The organism is Vibrio sp. 1-Bac 57 (genome assembly GCF_037546855.1).
Lineage (GTDB): Bacteria > Pseudomonadota > Gammaproteobacteria > Enterobacterales > Psychromonadaceae > Psychromonas.
The window spans coordinates 139,377-161,595 of the sequence record NZ_JALAAC010000001.1; the positions used below are offsets into that span (position 1 = coordinate 139,377).

Here is a 22,219-nt window from a genome sequence, read left to right on the forward strand (position 1 = left end):
GCCTAGTATGCTGTTGCATCGGCTGTTTGATTCGTCACTTCTAATGTATTCAATAAATTAGTCAGTAGGCTTGATGCACCAAAACGGTAATGCATGTTATCGGCCCATTGCTCACCTAAAATTTCATCTGCCATTGCTAGATATTGCGCCGCATCTTGTGCTGTTTTTACGCCACCTGCCGGCTTGAAACCAACGCGCTGAGCAACACCCATATCGCGGATCACTTTAAGCATAATTTCAGCTGATTCTGGTGTGGCATTAACTGCAACTTTACCAGTAGAGGTTTTGATGAAATTTGCACCAGCTTCAATGCTTAACTCTGACGCACGCTTAATTAATGCTTCAGTTTTAAGTTCTCCAGTTTCAATTATCACTTTAAGTAAAGTGTCACCACATGCTGCTTTACATTGTTTTACTAACTCATAACCAACATTTTCATTACCGGCGATCAGCGCGCGGTATGGAAAAACCACATCAACTTCATCGGCTCCATAAGCAATCGCAGCTTTAGTTTCTGCAACTGCTATCTCAATATCATCGTTGCCGTGTGGAAAATTAGTCACGGTTGCGATACGCACTTCAGGCGTACCTTGTTCAAGTAGGGTTTTCTTAGCAATAGGAATAAAACGAGGATAAATACAAATTGCAGCTGTATTACCAACGGCCGTTTTAGCATTATGACAAAGATCGATTACTTTTTGATCAGTATCATCGTCATTTAATGTAGTTAAATCCATTAGCTTAAGTGCACGTAAAGCAGCTTTTTTAATATCAGACATAGGGATGGCTCCAGTTTTATCGTAAGTTGAAAGAAGTTTATGTGTTTGAGATTACATCTAATAAAAGCATTGATATATACGATATAGGCAAAGCACTTTTTACGTATGGAAAAAGTGAGGGGTTGATTAAAGTCCTTGAAGGTTTTTTAACATCTAGGTTATGCAGTAAAGTTATACAACTAGACTATACAACTAGACTATACAAGTAATTTTATAAAATTAGGTTTATACAAATTGGATATAAAAGACATAACAGAGCATAGACGAAGCTCTGTTATTAGGATGCATTTTAAGCGAACCGTCATAATAAAAAACACTGGCGGTCAAAAATTAAAAGATAGGTATATTTAGTACGGTTAGATGTTCTTAACCCAAGGAGCTAATGCAAGATCCCAATAGGGTGGCGTACCAATATGCTCCTTCAAAAACGTGATCACTGCATTGAGTCTTTTTGGAAGGTGCTTTTTTCGTGGGTAGACGGCATAAACGGGCATATCTAAATTTGCTTTCCAGTCCGGAAGGAGTTGGATAAGTTTACCTGTTTCAAATTCATTGGATAATAAATAGGTCGCAATATAACCAACGCCGTGGTCTCCGATAACTGCGTCTCTTACCGCTTCAGAAAGGTTGACACGATAGTTGCCCGTCACATGGTTACAGCACAATTGCTCACCTTTACTAAATGGCCAATAACTATAGTCACGGGTATTACTATGATAAGTAACGCAGTTATGATGCAATAAATCATCTGGGTGAATAGGTTTCGGGTTTCTTTCTAGGTATCCCGGTGAAGCGGCAAGCACAAAATTACCATCGGCGACTCTTTGGGCTATATAACCCTCATTAATATCTGCATGGGTTGTTATCCATAAATGAATACCTTCATTTAGCATGTCGATCTTTTGATCTGAGAAAGTGATGTCAAAATTGATCTCTGGATACTGTTTTTGCATTTTATCTAATACTGGAATGACGTGCAGTGCGCCAAAACTTCGTGATAGTGCCAAACGGATGGTGCCTGACATTTGTTCCGTTGCATCCATCATTGCTGCTTCTGCATTTTGAATATTGGCATAGAGTTGAGCACAATGTTCAGCAAACTCAATACCAGCATCGGTTAAGGTTAAATTGCGCGTGGTTCTTTGCACAAGTTGCACATTGAGTTCTGACTCTAATTGAGTTAATTGTTTACTAACATAGGAAATTGATACATCCAATCGTTCAGCCGCTTTAGTAAAGCTGCCACTCATTTTCAATATATGTAATAAATACATTTGATTAGCACGGTTTTTCATTTCAATTTCCAAGTTTTAAAAAAGCATCTTACAAAGATAGTAAAAGCAATGCCAGTAAAAGAGCCGAATGGTAGATAAGTGAAGTGAATAATTTAAATTAACCTGTTATTGATCAATATCTATTGTCGCGATGCGAGGGTAATCCCTCATTCTTAAAGGCATTCACTAGTAGGCTGAGTAATTTTTTAGAAACTCGAAATAAGTGCAATTCACGTCCAGCTTATTACTTCGCGTGAATTACGTTTTTTGATTATCTATTTTTCAGTGAATGAAAATTAATTTGAAGCTTTATTCGGAGGCTCAAACCAATGATATCTCAACATCACTTTTGAGGTGCGTACTACACGCTAATACATAACCTTGACCCACATCGTCATCACTGAGACCAACTTGGCTGCTACTTTCTACGTTACCCTTGGTGATTTGGCATTTGCAAGAGCCGCAAACACCGGAACGACAATCTTGAATGATGGGTAAATTCATTTCCTCAATGGCATCAAGTAGTGTCGCAGCACCGCTCATTTCAATAGAAGTGTTTGAAGCTGGTACACTGATGGTGAATAAATTTTGGTTGGTAGTGTTAATTGAATAAGGTGACCGTTCACCAAAACTCTCTTTATAGAAACGTTGCATGTCAAAACTTTGCTGTATTAAGTATGCTTCAAGAATGTTCATGAAAGGGGCCGGACCACATGTATATACCGCAAGATTCGACAGTTTAGGAATCAATTCATTTAACAACGACTCTCTAATTAATCCGGTTTTATATCCTTTGGCAGGAATGTCTGAAAGTATGATATCTACATTGATATTTGCATGTTGCTCATTTAACTTTTTGAGTTCGTCAGCGAATATAATGTCATCGACACTACGTGTAAAATAGATGAAGTGAATTTGTGAAGGAGATTGAGTATCTACCAAATAACGCGTCATCGCTATCATTGGTGTGATACCACTACCGGCACTAATAAATACATAATCGTCACTTTGGGTTGCATCTATGAGATTGAATTGTCCACGCGGAGAGGTACCTTGCAATTGCATACCTGGTTGTAGGTTGTCATGCAAGTAATTGGAAACCTTACCTTCTTGAACTCGTTTAACCGTTAGCATCCAGTTTTCTGGCCTTGTTGGACTGGAAGATAGAGTATAAGCACGACGAGTGATAATACCATTCACATTCACTTGTATAGAAATATATTGGCCTGAATGGTACTCCAGAGCAGGTGATTTAAAACAAAAGGTGACAGTATCATGGGTTTCTTGAATACGTTGTTCGCAAATAAGTGCAATGTTGGATGTGTCGATCGGGTTATTGGAGGTCGATTCTGCGTTGTTAGACCGGCCATTAATCAGTTTGCCAATGAATTTAATAAGCCAAAGTATTCGCAAACACAAAAAAGCGGGGACGATAATAAATACTGCGACTTTTACAAACGGTATGATGATCATTACCCACATCGGGTTCTCGTTAGTGTCATTAAGCGGTAATGGAACAGCATTAATTTCTGTCGCCCAATCAGTCAAAGTTAATAACCATAATGCAGCACAAACTAAGCTAGAGATGGTTAAAATGATGGCACTACGTTTTTTCCATTGATGAGTCAGGTACTTCATTTTACTTCCTTGACTGAAGCGGCTTTGTTTTTCATTTTTACAGTCATTGTCTTGATCCAGTCCCAATGAAGCGCTAAGTGTATCCCGAGCATTGGTATTAATAAGTTACTTGAAGTGTCGTGGATCATAAACCAGAAAGGGGATAGCGGTAACCCAAGTCCTAACAAAGGTAATACAACTTCGGAAACAATAACGCCACTCAGTATTACTACCATCATGGTCAGGTAAATAATCAGATCCCATATTGCATTAAAGCGAGCTTGTCCTTTCAGATTATGGATTAATAATTTAGGGAAATTTTTAATCCAATCCCAATGCAATAGCAAGTGGATCATGAAAGGGATCAAGAAGAAGAAGCTTAACCATTCGTGTATTGCAACGCCTGTGAATTTAGGAGCACAAACTAGAATAAACGAAATAAACAGAAAAATATCCATGACATAACGCATTTTTAAAAAATCATTTTTCCACGTGCTTTGGGGCATGTTATCTCACCATTTATATAAATAATTAATGACCATTTTGTGCTTAAGATGGTCATTCTATTTCTGTATTATTTGTTTTGTATTGTGTCTTTTACTGTGTTTTTAAGGTGCTGCATAAAGGCCTTAAAGTGGGGCATAAAATCAGCAAATAATGCATGTTTGCGTTGCTGCATCATAACCGGACCTAATAAGCGCAGCGCAACGGCCACTTTAGGGACATCTGATGCTTCCAAACCGCTGCCTTTTTTCAGATTTTCTACAAGATTAAACAAATCTTCTCTATCTTCAAACTCAAACTGTAATTTTTGACACTCATCTGTTTCCGAATCAATTTCTTCAACAGTGATCTTATAGCTATTACCTTTTTTGCTTTTAGGGATCATGATTATTTCTCCAATATGGTCTTTAATTTTAAAAACAAGTCTGATTAGTTGTTAGGGAGAGTTTACTAGATGAATAGGGCCATCAATAGTGTTGACCCTATTAAGTTAATTAAACGATGTTAAACAGCAGTGGTCGATTTATGTAATGACTGTGCCATTTCTGGTTTTGTAGTCAGTTTTTCCTCAACTTTGTGCATATCAATTATTTCAGTCGCGCTAAGATGGCCGTAATCTTCACGCATATATTTGAACGTTTTCATCAACATATAACTTATCAGTATTAACAGTGGTGCGGCAAATATTAAGATAGCAGACTGCATTGACCCGACTGGTGCATTAACGATGATAAACACAGCAGGGATAGCGATAATGACCAAACACCAAAAGATCTTAAATAAGGTTGCTGGGTTCTTGTCTCTATCTAAAACGCGTTGAGTTTGACAAGCAACGGTGAATACCGAACCGTCTAAGGTGGTAACTAATAACAAAAAGGTTGCAACAATAAATACAGCCAAAGTAACTGAAGAAAAGGGAAGTGTGTTTAATGCTGCCACGATAGATTGACTTGCTTGTCCATCAGAAACCATTTTACTGATATCTATTTTTCCATCCAGTTGGGTTTTCATCATAAAAGAGCCAGCAACGGAGAATAGTATTGCTGTTCCTGCTGTCCCGCCGCCTAGCATACAAGCGATAACCTCACGAAGTGTGCGTCCTTTAGATACTTTGGTAACAAAAATACACATCATTGGAATGAAAATCATCCAGTAAGCCCAGAAATAAGCGGTCCAGTTTTGTGGAAATTTATCTTGGTTAATTGCGTCGGTGTATAGGCTCATATGAATGAAGTTAGAAGCCCACATGCTGATTGATGTACTGGTATTTTCTAAAATAAATAGCGTTGGACCAAAAACAAGAATATAAGCAACCAGTGCGATTAGAGAATAAGTACCGTAACTGGATATATTTTTCATTCCTTTTTCAAGGCCGACAAAAGAACTAATAATAAGTATTGCTGCAACCACCCCTAACATTAATAGTTTAAGTAATAGGGTATCAGTCAAACCAAATAATTGAGCAACAGAGGCAGAAACAATAGGGACACCAAGCGCAAGTACAATGATCAGTCCAAATACGATAGCAATAGGGTATGTGATATCGATGGTACGTCCAACAACTTTACCAATGGCTTTATTTTTTATCATTACCTTTATTATATCGCTGAGTTTCAACGATGGATTTTTACGAACATAATAAGAGTACATGATTGGCACAGCGCTTATTGCGGCTTCTCATCGCCTAAACAACTATCTCACCGATATGGCTTATAGAGTGATCGGGTCAAGATAGATAATTATATCCATGACTACTCTTATGGATTACTACGTCATTAACTCGAACACTAATACAAGGTGTTGAGTTAATGATCTTACTTACGACTTATACCTTAATAGCCTGTTTCCTATTGTCTATTACCTATTGGTACCTATAAGAATAAAAAATACCTCTTTATTCTAGATAGTAAACGATTAGAAGCTCTTTGCATCTTGCATCATCTCGGTTATAAACGATTTTTATTTTAAGTATTCTTTGATAAATCGCTCCAACTCTACACAGGATCTTTCCATTAATTCATCTAATAGCTGTAATTGCTCTGCTTGTAGTGGTTTATTCTGACAATAAGATTCTAATGTCTCACATATATGATGTAATTTAATGAGTCCCAATGAAATCGCAGCACCTTTTAATTTATGTAACTTTTGTTGCTGGTGTTTGGCTGATAACTGATGAAAATCGTTATATTCACTGTTGACCTGGTGGTAAAATAGCTCAGCCAATTGAGTTATTTTTTCACGGCCTAGGTAGTGAATATCTTCTTGTAATGTATTGCTATTAAAGAGTGGTTTATCATCACTACTGTTTAAAGAAGTATTATTATTTTCATTGCCGATATTAGTTAAAGGTAAAGTTTTATCGTGCTCACTATTTTCCATGACTTTATGTAGTGTGGGCTTAAGTTTTTTCATTTGCATAGGTTTTGCAATAAACCCATCAAAACCTGATTCAATGTAGGTGGCAATATCTTCAGTAAATACATGGGCGGAAACCGCAATGGTTTTAAAGGGAATGTTTTTTTCTTGTGCGATGCTTTTTAGTCGTTTTGAAAGTGTTACGCCATCAATATCAGGTAAATTGATGTCCAATAATGCTAAATGATAATCTCCACTATGCATTTGCTTTAATGCTTCTGATCCAGTTGTTGCGCTAGATACCTGATGGCCAAGTTTACTCATTAATGCACAGGCTACATCAAGGTTAATTGCATTATCTTCTACTATTAACACGTTATATTTTTGCGATGGGAGATGTAATGAAGTCGAGTTGAGACTCTGTAATAGGCTGTTCATCATTGGCCCTTTATCTAACTCTATTTTGAAAGAGAAACAACTGCCTTTATGCTCTTCACTTATTATTGATAACTCTCCCTGCATCGCTGCGACTAAACGCTGGCATATGGCTAAACCTAAGCCAGTGCCGGTTGCTGTTTGCATATTTTCTATTTGAGTAAACGCTTGAAATACAGCGGCTTGTTTATTTTTGGCGATACCACATCCTGTGTCTGTTACTGAGAATGTAATTTCTGATGATTCAGCGCTTTCATTACCCTTTGATGATATTGCTAAAACGATACTACCTTGCTGCGTATATTTAATGGCGTTACTCATTAAATTTATGAGTATTTGTCGTAATTTACCTAGGTCTGCATAGTACTGGATGTTGCTATCAAAATTAATATCAAAATCCAATGATAATGATTTTTTCATGGCCCTTGCTTGCATTAACTCAATTACATCTTGTCCCAGTTTTACTAAATCTATGGCACGAAGAGAAAGCTCAATATGGCCCGCTTCTATTTTAGAATAATCAAGAATATCATTAAGAATTTCCAGTAAACGTTCACCAGAATAAAGTATGGTTTGAACATACTTTTGTTGTTGTGCTGTAAGAGTTGTGTCTGCTAGTAATTCTAGAGTGCCAATCATACCGCTCATTGGGGTACGTATTTCATGGCTCATACTGGCTAAAAAAACAGACTTTGCTCGATTTGCTTGCTCGGCTTGCTGTTTAGCGACTGCGTGTGCTTTAGATTCTTCATTTAATTTATTATTGGTGAGGAGTAATTCGTTGGTTCGAACGCGGATAAGTTGTTCAAGGTTGTCTTTATGTAAGCGTAGCTCTTTCTCTATTTGTTGTTGTTTAAATTCAAGAGCTTGTTTTTTAATGGCTTGTTCACGGAACACATCCAAGGCATAAGCCATATGCTTAAACTCTTCATCCTTCGAGGGTTCAACGGTTATTTCAAGATTACCAGCAGCCAACTTTTCAATGGCATCAGTGTGCTTTCTTAATTTAAAGATAATGCCTTGATAAACAACTCTCCACATCACCAATATAATTACAATGAGAGATAACAACGCGCTTATTAAAAAAATATTCTTTGACCAATATACTAAATGTTTATGCTGGGAACTGGTTTGTTTAGCTAACTCACCTTGTTGTTGGACTAAGTTTAATATCTCTTGATTCAAATGTTTGAGCTGATTAGAAATATGATAGTGGAGTTTATTCTGTTCATTATTGAGGTGAATGAAACGTTGTTGTTGCAGGATAAAGTTATCAAACTGTGTCATTTTACTTAACGCTGCTTGCGCTAAATTAAGTCGGTAGGGGTCTGATATCTTTTCTACGAGAGCCATGATAAATGATAAATGTATATTTTTTTGTTTAATAAGCTTATTTAATGGTTGATATTCCGATGTGGTTTTTATTAGATTGGCTATTTGTTCGAGTTCTAAAGAGTGGCGCTCTAAGGCGGACATTTTATCGAGTAAATCTAGATCTTCTTCAATGATTAAATCGATTTCTTGTTGTGCTTGTGACCGTTTATTTTTTTGTTCTATCAAATCATAAAGTCCTGACAGATGGACTATCGCAAAGGTACTTGCGTTCGCTACTTGTGAACGAGATAAAGTGGCAATATCATGAACGGAGGCTTTTACTGTATTGAAGTTTTGGTTCAAGTGTTGGGTATTGTCAATCTTGTCTTGTGCAAATTTATCGAGCAGAACAATATTGTCACTAATTTCATTTTTAAGAGCTTGTAACTGTATCAACTTTTTATTATTGATCTGAAGTGATTCAAGTTCGATAAATTCGTTTTCAATGGATAAATTAAGTCGCTCAAGTTGTTGACTATAAAGTTGACGTTGCTCTTCATCGACGGTGTTTTTTAATAAAGTCGCAGTATGGGTGATCTGTAAACTAATATTCGCTAACTCACGAGCACTAGATAGTATGGGCAAGGTTTGTTGTGTTATGGTATTACCCGTATTTGCAATAAGGGTAAGGCCATTCCAAGCCACTACACTGATAAAAAGTAATAAGCCCGCTACAAAACTAAAAGCAAATAGCAGTTTGTTACCTATGCTGTGTCTAAAGTGCACGCTTGCGTCCTTATACGATGACTAATTAATTAAGATTGAGTTAATTTTGAAAATACTACCCGTTCTGCTAACAACAATGTTTACTGCTTTATTTTATTTTTCACCTTTTATTCATGCTGAGCAGCAGATAACGAATGAAGATGATAACACGCAGAGTCAATTTAAAGTTTGTACCATCTATCCGCATCTCAAAGATTCTTATTGGTTAAGTATTAATTTTGGCATGACCGAGCAAGCAAAACAAAGAGGAATTCGATTAAAAGTACTTGAAGCGGGTGGTTATGGAAATATAGAGGTGCAATTAAAACAAATTGAACAATGTATTACTTGGAAAGCTGATGCTATCCTGATTGGCTCTGTTAATTTTGATCGCTTAAATGAACGTATTGAACAGGTAAATAAGCAGATACCTGTATTTTCACTGGTGAATGAAATTGCCACTAAAAAAATTACAGGCTCTACTGGCGTAGCTTGGTATCAAATGGGGTATCTATTAGGTCAATATTTGGCTGAATATCATCAACAGCACAATCCACAAAAAATAGGACAGCTAGCCTGGTTTCCTGGGCCTAATAATGCTGGTGGTAGTCCAAACTTAACTGCTGGATTAGAAGATGCATTAACAAATAGCAATGTCAAAATTTCCACTATTCAAGCAGGACTTAACGACAAAATAATTCAATTTACTTTATTAAAAAACACATTAATTAATTATCCCAATATTGACTATTTAGCTGGCAGCGCAGTAATGGCTGAAATCGCGGTCAGTGAAGTTGCTCAGTTACCTGAAAATAAACGACCTAAAATTCTAAGTCATTATTTCAGCCATGGCGTTTACAGAGGCATTAAGCGTAAAAAAATATTAATGGCAAACTCTGATCAAATGGTTTTACAAGGTCAAATGGCGATTAATCAAGTGGCTGATTTTTTACAAACAGGTCATTTTAACGCGCAGCAAGCACCAAATATTATTTATATTGATCAACATAATATTAACGAGTTTGATGCTGATTTGTCATTATCGCCAAATCATTTTAAACCTGTTTATGAAGTGGGTATTGAATAGGTTATAGTCATTAATAACTCTAACTTTTTGACCATGATTATAAACTGTACTTATGAAACAAAAAAATAACCTTCGCCATGCACAGTAATGAAAATTTGCGGGTCTTTAGCGTTGTTTTCAATTTTATTTCGAAGCCTACGAACGAGCACATCAATGGTCCTATCATTTGGTGTCTCAACGCGGTGATCAATAAGGTTAAGTAGCCGTGCACGTGTCATTACTCGGCTTGGGTTGGCAACAAAAGCCACTAACATATCGTATTCAGCTTTGGTTAATTTTATTGGAATATTATTTTTAAGTAACTTACGCTTACCAATATCAAAACTACATTCCCCGAACCGAAACAGTTCATCATCAGACTCAACACTGCTTTCTGGTAATGTTTCTTGTTGTTCCGTTAAGGATATTCTCCACAAAATATTTTTGACTCTAGCCAACAGTTCTCTTAATTCAAATGGTTTCGTTACATAATCATCTGCACCCATTTCTAAACCAATAATCTTATCAATTGAATCACAGCGACCGGTCACTAATATGATCCCGATAGTAGATTGACTACGTAAACAGCGAGTTATCATTAAGCCATCTTCACCTGGCAGATTAATATCCAACATAACGAGATCAATGTGGTGTTTTTCGAGTATTTCATTCATTTGAGTTTTATTTTCAGCTTCACTAACTTGGTAGCCGGAGTGTTGAAAATACCCAACTAATTTTGCGCGTGTTATTGCTTCATCTTCAACGACTAAAATGTGCTTATTATACAAGCCATACTCCATCTAAATTTTTTATTGAGCTGAATATTAATCATATGTTTAGCTAACATATGCCTTAACAAGTAATAATGAACAGCACATTGGTTGTTGTAGGGCACATCATGGGACGTTCATTAATGATGGTTATGATAATGCATGCAGTAAAAATGATGCTGATTAATATCAATAATGTTAGCTAATGTTATTTAAAACTATCTAAAACTATCTAAAATTATCTAAAAGCATCTAAAAGCATCTAAAAGCATCTAAAAATATTACCTTTAAGTGATTTGCTTTTTCACTCTTGATTGAGTGTAAATGTTTTTTGATATAAGGATTGAATGCTTATTATCCTAATAAAATACAACTTACTCTGCTCTTCACCACTCAACTCATTTCATTTCTGTTCATATTTTTTCACATTCTTAAATAAGTTGTCTTTTTTACCGCCAATGTCATTCACATCTTCTCTTTACACTAGTGCAATAGAGATAATTTTTTAATTAATGAAAGGTGTTTCACTATGACAACGAAACAGATAGAAGAATCAGATAGTAAAAAAGGCAAACACGAGGAACTAAAAGCACTCGGTTTTATCATTGTTTTTTTATTTCCAATATTAAGTATTTTCGCTATCGGGGGCTATGGTCTGATTATTTGGTTAATTCAAATATTTGGCGGCGTAGTTCCTCATTAATTTGCGATAAGAAATAACATATAAGGAATAGAAAATGAAATGGTTAATCAACATTTGGAAGACACTGAATAAACCTGCCAAATACCTAACATTGGGTTCAATCAGTCTTACCGCTTTTGTGATGGGAATACTTTTTTGGGGAGGATTTAACACCGCGTTAGAAGCAACTAATACCGAAGAGTTCTGTATCAGTTGTCATAGTATGGAAAGTAAACCTTACCAAGAATTACAACAAACAGTTCATTGGTCTAATCATGCGGGTGTCCGTGCTACTTGCCCTGATTGTCATGTGCCACATGATTGGAGCCGTAAAATAGCGCGTAAAATGGAAGCATCAAGTGATGTTTGGGGGTGGATTTTTAATACCGTCAACACTAGTGAAAAATTTGAAGATAAACGTTTAGAAATGGCTTCTCGTGAGTGGGCTCGTTTCGATCGAGATGACTCTCTAGCCTGTAAGAATTGTCACGAGTATGACTCAATGAAGTGGGATGAAATGTCCACTTTAGCCCAAAAACAGATGAAAAGAGCGGCGGAAAAAGATCAAAGTTGTGTTGATTGCCATAAAGGTATTGCGCATAAATTGCCTGATATGGGCGATGCAAGAGCACCGCAATTGATTGCTGAAGTAGGAAGCGGAGAAAGTCAGTTTAGTAATGATGAGTACTATTTTAGTGCGTTAACAAAACCACTTTTCTTTAGTCCAACGGGCGATGTTGAAGCAGGTACGTTAAATGTCGCGACCAAAGTTAAAGTATTAGAAACCAATGGTAATCGAGTGAAAGTGACGATTGCAGGTTGGCGTAAAAAAATTGGTGCAAGCCGCGTTATATACTTTGATTTTGGTATTAATATGTTGACGGCTCAGTTATCAATAGAAGCGGCTAAAACGGAAGGTGTGATCACTCCCTTTGAAGAAAAAGAAGATGAGTTAACCGGTCTAAAATGGCAACGTGTAGAAACAACTTTATGGACAGAGAAAGAATACTTGCTTACGGAGCAACAACCCCTTTGGGATTATGCGCGTACTACGTTTAGAAAAAGTTGTAGTGTATGTCATACGCAACCAGATGAAGCACATTTTGATGCGAATACATGGCCAGGCATGTTCCAAGGCATGATAGCGTTTGTCAATATGGATGATGATACCCAAGCTTTAGTACAAAAATATTTACAAACACATTCATCTACTTTTGTTAAAAAAGAACATTAATCGGAGTTAAAGATCATGAAAAGAAGAAGCTTTTTAAAGGGTATATTAGCCGCCTCTTACACTATTGCTACTGCCACTTCAGTATTAACACCTTTAAGTGCTTTAGCAAAAACAGGTGCAGCAAAACGTGATGATTGGTTAACGACAGGTTCTCATTTTGGCGCTTTCAAAATTAAGCGAAAAAATGGTGTCATCGACCAAGTCAAACCTTTTGATTTAGATAAATATCCAACGGATATGATCAATGGTATTAAAGGGATGGTTTATAACCCATCACGAGTTCGTTACCCAATGGTTCGCTTAGACTTTTTATTAAAAGGTCATAAAAGTGATACCACTCAGCGTGGGGATTACCGTTTTGTTCGTGTGACATGGGATCAAGCATTAACTTTATTTAAAAACTCATTGGATAATATACAAACCAATTACGGTCCATCGGGTTTACATGCAGGGCAAACGGGTTGGCGAGCAACGGGACAATTACATTCTAGTATCAACCATATGCAGCGAGCTGTTGGGATGCATGGTAATTTTGTTAAAAAAATTGGTGATTACTCAACAGGTGCCGGTCAAACAATTTTGCCTTATGTGTTAGGGTCGACCGAAGTGTATGCTCAGGGGACTTCTTGGCCGCTTATTTTAGATAATGCAAACACCATTATTCTTTGGGCAAATGATCCCTATAAAAATTTACAAGTTGGATGGAATGCAGAAACTCATGAAAGTTTCGAGTACCTAGCTCAATTAAAAGAAAAAATTAAACAAGGCAAGATACGTGTGATCAGTATTGATCCAGTGGCGTCAAAAACACAGAATTATTTAGGTTGTGAAAAAATATACGTTAATCCACAAACCGACGTCGCGTTAATGTTGGCTATTGCCTACGAGATTTATACTAATGATTTACATGATAAAGCATTTATTGAAGGTTACAGTTTAGGATTTGATCGTTTTGTTCCTTACCTTACAGGGGAAGAGGATGGAATTCCTAAAACAGTACAATGGGCTGAAAAAATAACAGCAGTACCTGCTGACGTTATTAAACAACTCGCTAAAACGATGGTTGCGGGTCGCACTCAAATATTAATGGGTTGGTGTATTCAGCGTCAACAACACGGTGAACAACCTTATTGGATGGGGGCTGTGTTAGCCACTATGATCGGACAAATTGGTTTGCCTGGTGGTGGTATTAGTTACGGTCATCATTACTCAAGTATTGGTGTGCCTGCAACAAAAGCTTCTGCGCCTGGTGCTTTTCCGCGTAACTTAGATGAAGGTCAAAAACCAATTTTTGATAGTACGGATTTTAAAGGTGCAAGTAGCACGATACCCGTTGCACGTTGGATTGATGCCATTTTATCTCCGGGTAAAGTGATCGATGCAAATGGTAGTAAGGTTACTTACCCTGACATTAAAATGATGGTGTTTTCTGGGAACAACCCTTGGAGTCATCATCAAAATCGTAATCAAATGAAAAAAGCATTCCATAAGTTGGAGTGTGTTGTGTCGATCGATATTAATTGGACTGCGACTTGTCGTTTTTCAGATATTGTATTACCAGCCTGTACCACCTATGAACGTAATGATATTGATATCTATGGTAGTTACGCTAAGCGTGGTGTGCTTGCTATGCAAAAAATGGTCGATCCTTTGTACAACAGCTTATCTGATTACGAAATATTTACGCGCTTTGCAAAATTGTTAGGTAAAGAGCAAGAATATACACGTGGCATGACCGAATTTGACTGGTTGAAGAAGCTTTATAACGATTGTAAAGATGCGAATAGCGGTCAATTCGAGATGCCAGAGTTTGATCAATTTTGGCAAGATGGTTATGTCCACTTTGGTGAGGGTGAATTATGGACTCGACACGCAGATTTTAGAGCTGATCCGGAAATAAATCCGCTTGGAACACCGTCTGGTATGATTGAAATTCACAGCAGAAAAATTGAACGTTATCAATATGATGATTGTAAAGGTCATCCTACGTGGATGGAAAAAAGTGAGCGAAGCCATGGTGGCCCAGGTTCAGATAAACACCCAATTTGGATGCAATCTTGTCACCCTGATAAACGTTTGCATTCACAAATGTGTGAATCAAAATCCTATCGAGAAACCTATTCTGTTCAAGACAGAGAGCCTGTTTATCTGAATCCTGAAGACGCTAAACATCGCGGTATTAAAGATGGTGACGTAGTCAGAGTATTTAATGATCGTGGGCAACTACTTGCTGGTGCAGTTATCAGTGATAATTTCCCGAAAGGGGTTATTCGTATCCATGAAGGTGCATGGTACGGTCCCGTTGGTGATGATGGTAGTACTGCCGCAGGTGCTGAAGTTGGTGCAATATGTAGTTATGGCGATCCAAATACGTTAACTCAAGACATAGGTTCTTCTAAGCTAGCACAAGCTTGTTCTGCCTATACTTGTTCGGTGGACTATGAGAAATTTGTAGGGCACTTACCACCAGTGACGTCATTTAATGGACCGACAGAGATTGCAGTATGAGCCAATTAACAAAACAAAAAGTCACCGAAATTGCGATTGAAAATCAGGCGAGGGCGGTTATCTATGAGTTTCTTTCATCACTTTTTGCAACAGAGCTAGATGAAAGTTTGATCAATCAATTGACCTCTGTACAGGGACGAGAGTTTTTAAGCTCTGTTGCCCTTGAGCCGACATTAGCAGCAAGTATTAACACCATTGTTAATAAGTTAATGGCGCTTAATACAGAGCAAGCTCGACTTGAGTTAGCCGCTGATTTTTGTGGATTATTTTTAATTGATAGCAAAACCTGTGCTTCCCCCTATGCAGGGCAGTATATAAAAGATGATTTGAGTAAAGTAGATACTGGCGAAAATATTAAAAAATCTGATAGAGCATTAGTATTTGGCGAATTACACCAGTTAATGATGACCTATTTAGAAAAAAGTAATATACAAATCAGTAGTGATTTTCCTGAGCCTGCTGATCATATTGCGGTAATACTCGCCTATCTTGCACGTCTTAGCTTACATGCAAGCCACGTTAATCAAGTAAACTTTATTAATGTTTATGTATTAAGTTGGTTAGGTGACTTTACTGAGCAAGTGAAACTGCATGACCCAAGCGGTTTTTACACTGCGGTGGCAGAATTAACACTGCAGTGGGTAACGTTAGATATTGAGCAATAGATATTAAGCAATCTATTAAGTAATGAATGTTAAGTAATAAATATTAAGAAAGAGATATTGAATAATAGACAGCTTAATTTATTTCACTTTTAGCCAATAAAAAACCAGTGACCCGTTAATGTTTGTTTGAAACGTTAACGTGTCACTGGCTTTTTCAGTACCAATAATATTGTTCGCCTTTAGTGAGATTGGTATTAATAACCAATAAGCCTTAGCAAATTCTCTGCTGTTTTTATCGCTTCTTTACGGTTTGCAATATTAAGTTTTTGGTACAAGTTCCGAATGTGTGTTTTTATCGTTGTACCTGCCACATCCAACTCCAGTGCAACTTGCTCATTGCTTAATCCAGAATAAATCAAACCTAATACTTGCCACTCTCTTTGCGTTAGCGGACTCGTTCGTACGAGCTCTGGTATATCAGGATGATTCACTAATTGATCTACAAAATTTTCATCAAAATGGGTAGATCGGCTCTTTTGCTTGATAGAAATATCTTTTAACAATTGTAATGTACGGTGTTTTTCAAGCTCGTTTAAGCTAGCGGAGCTACTAAGTTTTTGCAGTAAATGTTCAATATGCACACCATCGACCAAGAAGTTGCTGACCATGCCTGTTTGGTTAGTTAAGCTTAGTGCTTGTTTTAATGTTTCTAATGCCAATACTTCATTACCTATTTTTGTCGCTATAATCGCTTCAATAATCAGATTACGATTATTATCCGTAATTAAATGTGAGGCTTTGGCTTCTAACTGTAAAAAATTTATTGTTATTGTTGCTTGCTCATATTGTTCAAGGGCTATTTCAGCTCTGGCAATGTTACGAACTTGCAGTTGCAAAAAGTGGTTATTTGCTTGCTTCGGGCGAATCGCGGTATCTAACCAGTTTTTTATTGCGTCTAAGTCATTACGAGCTTGCCAGTATAAAAGCAATGATTGTGACGCATGTGCCGACCAATCATCATGATAAGTTGACTGTTGTACAAGGTGTTGTATTTTTTCAATAAAGCGCATAGCTTTATCTAGCTCTCCGCGACTTATTGCTATCATTGCAAGCATTGAATAACAGTGCAGGTGTTTACTAGGCTCTATGTTTCCAAGTACGTTGATCCCTTTATAAGCACATTCTTCAGCTTCATCTAAGCGATTCCAGCACCATAATATTTGCGCTCTGTTACGCAATAAAAATTCATGTAGCGGTAATTGCTGCAATTTTTGTTCTGCAATAAGTTTAAAAGCACTATCTTGTAACTCAAATGCTGCTTGCACAAAACCTTGTGCCAAGAGTATTTCACCCTGCTGTAATATTGCCCATAATGCTTGGTGAAAGAGCTTATGTTGTCTCGCTAATTTCTCTGTTTGTTGCATTAAAGGCAGGGCTCTGTCTAACTGTCCCAATACATGATTTACTTCACCTACTATAGAAGTTGTGATAATTCGATTTCGATAAGCATTAGAATCTAACTGGGTTAATGCGAGCTCAGCAAGTTCAAAGGCTTTTTCAGGCTCACTTCTATTGATAGCAACTTGTGCAAGGAGTGCATTAACTTGACCTTGATCGTTTGTTGTTAACGTAATATTTCGCTTGTCTATCTCTTGCTTAGCCTCAGCAAGCATATTCTCCACTGCGCTATAGCTATGTTGGCTTTGTGCAAGCCAAGCTCTTATCAATGGTAGTTTGATATTTTCGTATAACTTGTCAGGGGACAAACTGTTAATGGCACTTTCTAACTTAGTTAATTCACCGTGATTAAACATTCTCCAACCATGTGCAGAAATGATTTTTGTCAGTAGTTCACCATCATTAACTTTCTGTGCATGGAACATAGCTTGGTGGGGAATATCTAGTTTTAACCATGCTTTTGCCGCTTTGTGATGAAGCGAATTTTCTTCCTGTGGGATCCGCGCTTGACGTTCATGCGCTAGAAACTCAGCAAATAAATTATGAAACCTGAACCAGTTTTGCTCGCCTTCTAAGGGATAAATAAATAAGCCATAGCGATTTAGGTATTCAAGCATACTCAGTGCATCATCTCTTTCTGTTAATTCACTAATCAGTGTATCGTTGAAAGTGCTCAATACAGAACATTGCATTAAAAAGTGACGAGTATCATTATCTAAAAAGTCAAAAACTTCCTCGACAAGGTATTCCCAAAGGTGGCCATTACTAAAACTTGAAACTGATTCAACTGATTGCGCTAATGTTTTTTTGTTATGTTGGGCTTGTAACGCGATAAGTTGTAATGCTGAAGGCCAACCTTCGACATAAGTTCGTAGGTTATCTACAGTAGTATCATCTACGCCCTCGGAAAAACGTTGATTGAAAAAACGGGCTGTTTCATCTGCATCAAAAGCGAGTAGATCATTGTCTATTTCGATCATTAAGTCTCGCACTCTCAGGTTAGCAGTGCCAATAGGGGGGGCAGAACGACTGGTTACAATCAATGTTATATTATCTGGCATATGTTTAAGGAAAAAACGTATCCCTTCATGAATTTCATTTTCTTTAATCAAATGATAGTCATCCAACACTACATAACATTCTTGGTGATAGTTGGATAGTTCACTAAATACCTCTCCAAATAATGATTGTAGCGATGAAAATTGACGTTTCTCAACTAATGTTTGCGCATTGGGGCAGGATTCGTTGGTTGCCTTGTTGATCGCTTGAATAAAATAGTTGATAAAATGAAAAATATCATTGTCATTTTTATCAATACTGTACCAACCAACGTAGGGCTTATCCGTTAACCATTGTGCGGTCATGGTGGTTTTTCCATAACCAGCTGGCGAGCGAAATAGAACCAGCTTATAAAATGGCGCTTGTTGTAATAACTCTAGCACTCGAGGTCTAAGGATTGCGTTATGCAATCTGCCTGGTCTTGTTAGTTTTGATGGGAGCCACATTTGCTTTCTCGTGTTATTAGTTATTTTTATTATAAGGAGCGAGGGTACGCTATAGTGACTAGAATTGACTACTGTGAGGCTTTACATTGCATGACATTACACACATTTTTTAGTGTTTGGTGTAATAGCGATGTGACTCCAATCACGTACTGTATTGAATGCCTAATGCTCGGCCATAGTACTGCTTCCAAAACATCAATCATAAATTATCTAATATAAAGTATATCTAAAGGCATTTTAAAAAATGATGACGTACGTCAGTATTTACACCTAATGATATGAATAATAAAGCTTATTTTCATTTTTAAAGTGACTGTTTGTATTTTGAACAGTATTGAGATTAATTTATTAGTTATCAATATCTCGAGAGCTACTTGGTTATCGTTACTTAATAAAGCGACTTGGCACTCATTATCACGCTAGTGCTATCCATTCCTTTTATTATAAAAGGTAATCACTTCTGCATTGATCGGCCTAAGCATTAACTTAGCTTTCTACGCCCTTAATACTCCTCCTTATTTAACCCTAAATTGGGAGGATGTTTTGCATTTAATATGAATCCAGAATATGCCTCAGTTAAATAAAACTTAATAAAGGGGCTTTGCCATGAAACCTGTTCAACAAAGAGAATTTGATAAAAAGTTATTTAAAGCTGATCTGTTAAATCACTTAAATACAACTTATGCAAAAACCGAAGAGACTGCGACAACGCGTGACTGGTATCTTGCCTTAGGACGTGCATTAGCAGGGCTAACCACGTTTGATTTATTAGCGACTGAGCAAGATCCTAAAATAAAAAATGCAAAAAGTGTTAATTACTTATCTTTAGAGTTTTTGATTGGCCGACTGACAGGTAATAACCTAATTAGCATGGGTATTTACGATCAAATTAACGATGCGATGCAAGAAATGGGGCATAGCCTATCGGATTTACTTGAAGAAGAGCGTGACCCTTCATTAGGAAATGGTGGTCTTGGTCGTTTAGCAGCTTGTTTTATGGATTCATGTGCTGCCCAAGAATTTCCTGCAATTGGCTATGGGCTACATTACGAGTATGGGCTTTTCAAACAATCCTTTGAGCACTGCCATCAAAAAGAAGCACCAGATGCATGGCGAGGAGTAGAAGGTTACCCATGGGAAGTTGCACGCCCAGAATATGCACAGGAAATAGGGTTTTACGGGCATGTACAGCCTGTCGTTGAAAATGGCAAAGAAAAGCGCCGTTGGGTACCAGGTATGTTCGTAAAAGGTATGCCATGGGATCTCCCGATTGTTGGTTATCAAAGTAATACTGTTTATCCGTTACGTTTATGGGAATGTCAGGCGATTGCACCATTCTCATTAGAAAGTTTTAATAACGGACATTATTTTGAAGCCCAACATGCACTCATCGATGCTGGTAATATCACTAAAATTCTATATCCAAATGATAATCACGAAAAAGGTAAAACACTGCGTTTAATGCAGCAATACTTCCATAGTTCCGCGTCAATCAAAGACATTTTACGTCGTCACGATGAATCTGGGCTTAAACTTCAAGACCTTGCTCAATATGAATCCATACAGCTCAACGATACTCATCCAACCATCGCTATTCCAGAATTAATGCGTATTTTGATTGATGAAAGAGACATGAGTTGGGACGATGCTTGGGCTATCTGTAGCAAAACATTTGCCTATACCAATCATACGCTACTGCCTGAAGCGCTAGAAACTTGGTCTGAATCATTGATTCAAAGCTTATTACCTCGACATATGGAAATTATATTCCATATCAATCACTTATTTATGCAAGAAGTACGAGAAAAATGGCCGGGTGATGTTGAGAAACAACGTAAATTATCCATTATTCAAGATGGTTTTCATCGTAATGTTCGTATGGCAAATCTATGTGTAGTCGGTTCTTATGCGGTTAATGGTGTTGCCGCTTTACATTCAGCCTTAGTCAAACGTGATTTATTTCCTGAGTTTGATGAGTTGTATCCTAACCGTTTACAAAATATCACTAATGGCATTACCCCTCGTCGTTGGTTGAAGTTCTGTAATCCTGCATTGTCTAATTTAATCACCGATAAAATAGGTGATCAATGGCCTGCGGACTTAAGTCAACTTAACCAAATCGCTGAGTTTGCTGAAGATAGTCAATTCCAAAATGATTATATGAATGTAAAAAAATTGAATAAACAACGTTTAGCTAGTTGGGTTAAGCAACATATGGATATTGAGCTAGATAGTGATGCTATTTTCGATGTGCAAATTAAACGTTTACATGAATATAAGCGCCAGCATTTAAACTTATTACATATTTTGTCGCTTTATTATCGTTTATTAAACGAGCCTACCTTTGACATGGTACCTCGCGTTGTATTCTTTGCTGCAAAAGCAGCACCGGGTTACCACCTTGCAAAAGAGATCATATTTGCAATAAATAAAATTGCTGAAACTATTAATAATGATCAGCGCATCGACGGTAAGTTGAAAGTGGTATTTATCCCTGATTATCGTGTCAGCATCGCAGAAATCATTATTCCGGCGGCAGATGTTTCTGAGCAAATATCAACGGCAGGTAAAGAAGCATCAGGCACCGGGAACATGAAAATGGCATTAAATGGTGCACTCACTATCGGCACAATGGATGGTGCAAATGTAGAAATTCGTGAAGAAGTAGGCGACGATAATATTTATATTTTTGGGCTCGATGTTGATGGCGTTGAAGCGGTATTAAGACGAGGTTATAACCCCTTCGATTACTATCATACTAACCCGTTATTAAAAGCGTCATTGGACTTGTTACTTGGAGATATATTTACACCTAAAGAGCCAGGAAGATTGCGTACTATTTATGATGCGTTGTTGGATGGCGGTGATCCTTACCTGTGTTTAGCGGACTTTGCATCTTATATTCATGCGCATGAAGCGATGGATAAACAATACCGAGATAAAAAAGGCTGGGCGCGTAAAGCGATTATGAATACTGCATTGGTAGGTAAGTTTAGCTCAGACCGTTCTATTCGTGACTATGCTAATAATATTTGGAAGTTATCAGCAGTGCATCGTTAGTCCCATTGAGTGAAGTATGTTGTCACGCTTCACTTTTATTTTTTATTAATTTATATGCCCATTTCATAATAGTCGCCATTATAAATGCTTAATTCATTTATAAAAAAGGATCAAAAAGTAATGGGCTCACATTAAACAGTGATATTGATTAGCTGACATGCATTGATATTACGCATCAAGATTGAGTAGGGTTGATAGGCTTTTAGTCAATAAATTGGCCATGGTTTTGCAATTAGTTTTTACAATCGGTTTTTACAATCGATTTTTGCAGAGTATTTTTACATTTGG

At 37.2% G+C, this 22,219-nt stretch carries 15 protein-coding genes; 6 read left to right on the forward strand and 9 right to left on the reverse strand.

Annotated features, from left to right (window positions below; translation table 11 throughout):
• Positions 1–2 precede the first annotated feature (2 nt).
• From deoC to torS, 7 genes are all read right to left on the reverse strand, one after another.
• The gene (deoC, locus tag MT391_RS00585; RefSeq protein ID WP_499496587.1) at positions 3–779 is read right to left on the reverse strand and encodes a deoxyribose-phosphate aldolase; all 777 of its coding nucleotides are present in this window, start codon (positions 777–779) and stop codon (positions 3–5) included.
• Between the two features lie 356 nt (positions 780–1,135).
• Positions 1,136–2,074, reverse strand: coding sequence for a LysR family transcriptional regulator (locus MT391_RS00590; RefSeq protein WP_499496588.1), 939 nt, complete (start codon positions 2,072–2,074; stop codon positions 1,136–1,138).
• 300 nt (positions 2,075–2,374) lie between these two features.
• Complete coding sequence (locus tag MT391_RS00595; RefSeq protein ID WP_499496589.1) at positions 2,375–3,691, reverse strand: FAD-binding oxidoreductase; 1,317 nt, start codon at positions 3,689–3,691, stop codon at positions 2,375–2,377.
• Complete coding sequence (locus MT391_RS00600; RefSeq protein ID WP_499496590.1) at positions 3,688–4,176, reverse strand: DUF4405 domain-containing protein; 489 nt, start codon at positions 4,174–4,176, stop codon at positions 3,688–3,690. The genes MT391_RS00595 and MT391_RS00600 overlap by 4 nt, the downstream gene beginning before the upstream one ends.
• Positions 4,177–4,244: 68 nt before the next feature.
• Entirely contained in the window at positions 4,245–4,559 is a 315-nt protein-coding gene (locus tag MT391_RS00605; RefSeq protein ID WP_499496591.1) for a DUF3861 domain-containing protein, read from the reverse strand.
• A gap of 119 nt (positions 4,560–4,678) precedes the next feature.
• On the reverse strand, positions 4,679–5,833 hold the full coding sequence (locus tag MT391_RS00610) for a BCCT family transporter (protein ID WP_499496592.1): 1,155 nt from the start codon (positions 5,831–5,833) through the stop codon (positions 4,679–4,681).
• 300 nt (positions 5,834–6,133) lie between these two features.
• Positions 6,134–9,064, reverse strand: a complete 2,931-nt coding sequence (gene torS / locus MT391_RS00615) for a TMAO reductase system sensor histidine kinase/response regulator TorS (protein ID WP_499496593.1) — start codon at positions 9,062–9,064, stop codon at positions 6,134–6,136.
• A gap of 46 nt (positions 9,065–9,110) precedes the next feature.
• Here torS and torT point away from each other — a divergent pair, with 46 nt between their 5' ends.
• Entirely contained in the window at positions 9,111–10,130 is a 1,020-nt protein-coding gene (torT, locus tag MT391_RS00620) for a TMAO reductase system periplasmic protein TorT (protein ID WP_499496594.1), read from the forward strand.
• Between the two features lie 50 nt (positions 10,131–10,180).
• Here torT and torR read toward each other — a convergent pair whose 3' ends face one another.
• Complete coding sequence (torR, locus tag MT391_RS00625) at positions 10,181–10,897, reverse strand: two-component system response regulator TorR (protein ID WP_499496595.1); 717 nt, start codon at positions 10,895–10,897, stop codon at positions 10,181–10,183.
• Positions 10,898–11,408: 511 nt separating this feature from the next.
• Here torR and torE point away from each other — a divergent pair.
• Genes torE through torD form a run of 4 tightly spaced genes read left to right on the forward strand, consistent with a single transcriptional unit; the run spans position 11,409 to position 15,968 of the window.
• A complete protein-coding gene (torE, locus tag MT391_RS00630; RefSeq protein ID WP_028870298.1) occupies positions 11,409–11,582 on the forward strand; it encodes a trimethylamine N-oxide reductase system protein TorE in 174 nt (57 codons plus the stop codon).
• A gap of 34 nt (positions 11,583–11,616) precedes the next feature.
• Positions 11,617–12,795, forward strand: coding sequence for a pentaheme c-type cytochrome TorC (gene torC, locus MT391_RS00635; protein ID WP_028870297.1), 1,179 nt, complete (start codon positions 11,617–11,619; stop codon positions 12,793–12,795).
• A gap of 15 nt (positions 12,796–12,810) precedes the next feature.
• The gene (torA, locus tag MT391_RS00640; RefSeq protein WP_499496596.1) at positions 12,811–15,303 is read left to right on the forward strand and encodes a trimethylamine-N-oxide reductase TorA; all 2,493 of its coding nucleotides are present in this window, start codon (positions 12,811–12,813) and stop codon (positions 15,301–15,303) included.
• Positions 15,300–15,968: a molecular chaperone TorD gene (gene torD / locus MT391_RS00645; protein ID WP_499496597.1), complete on the forward strand. Its 669-nt coding sequence runs from the start codon at positions 15,300–15,302 to the stop codon at positions 15,966–15,968. The genes torA and torD overlap by 4 nt, the downstream gene beginning before the upstream one ends.
• A 194-nt stretch (positions 15,969–16,162) precedes the next feature.
• On the opposite strand, the gene malT is transcribed toward torD, so the two are convergent.
• The gene (gene malT, locus MT391_RS00650; protein ID WP_499496598.1) at positions 16,163–18,871 is read right to left on the reverse strand and encodes an HTH-type transcriptional regulator MalT; all 2,709 of its coding nucleotides are present in this window, start codon (positions 18,869–18,871) and stop codon (positions 16,163–16,165) included.
• A 606-nt stretch (positions 18,872–19,477) separates the two neighbouring features.
• On the opposite strand from malT, the gene MT391_RS00655 reads away from it, so the two are divergent.
• Positions 19,478–21,931, forward strand: coding sequence for a glycogen/starch/alpha-glucan phosphorylase (locus MT391_RS00655; RefSeq protein WP_499496599.1), 2,454 nt, complete (start codon positions 19,478–19,480; stop codon positions 21,929–21,931).
• The last annotated feature ends 288 nt before the right edge of the window (positions 21,932–22,219 follow it).

Coding starts and splice junctions, on each gene's coding strand:
- deoC (WP_499496587.1), bottom strand. CDS start 779: ATGTCTGATATTAAAAAAGCTGCTTTACGTGCACTTAAGCTAATGGAT.
- MT391_RS00590 (WP_499496588.1), bottom strand. CDS start 2,074: ATGAAAAACCGTGCTAATCAAATGTATTTATTACATATATTGAAAATG.
- MT391_RS00595 (WP_499496589.1), bottom strand. CDS start 3,691: ATGAAGTACCTGACTCATCAATGGAAAAAACGTAGTGCCATCATTTTA.
- MT391_RS00600 (WP_499496590.1), bottom strand. CDS start 4,176: ATGCCCCAAAGCACGTGGAAAAATGATTTTTTAAAAATGCGTTATGTC.
- MT391_RS00605 (WP_499496591.1), bottom strand. CDS start 4,559: ATGATCCCTAAAAGCAAAAAAGGTAATAGCTATAAGATCACTGTTGAA.
- torE (WP_028870298.1), top strand. CDS start 11,409: ATGACAACGAAACAGATAGAAGAATCAGATAGTAAAAAAGGCAAACAC.
- torC (WP_028870297.1), top strand. CDS start 11,617: ATGAAATGGTTAATCAACATTTGGAAGACACTGAATAAACCTGCCAAA.
- torA (WP_499496596.1), top strand. CDS start 12,811: ATGAAAAGAAGAAGCTTTTTAAAGGGTATATTAGCCGCCTCTTACACT.
- torD (WP_499496597.1), top strand. CDS start 15,300: ATGAGCCAATTAACAAAACAAAAAGTCACCGAAATTGCGATTGAAAAT.
- malT (WP_499496598.1), bottom strand. CDS start 18,871: ATGTGGCTCCCATCAAAACTAACAAGACCAGGCAGATTGCATAACGCA.
- MT391_RS00655 (WP_499496599.1), top strand. CDS start 19,478: ATGAAACCTGTTCAACAAAGAGAATTTGATAAAAAGTTATTTAAAGCT.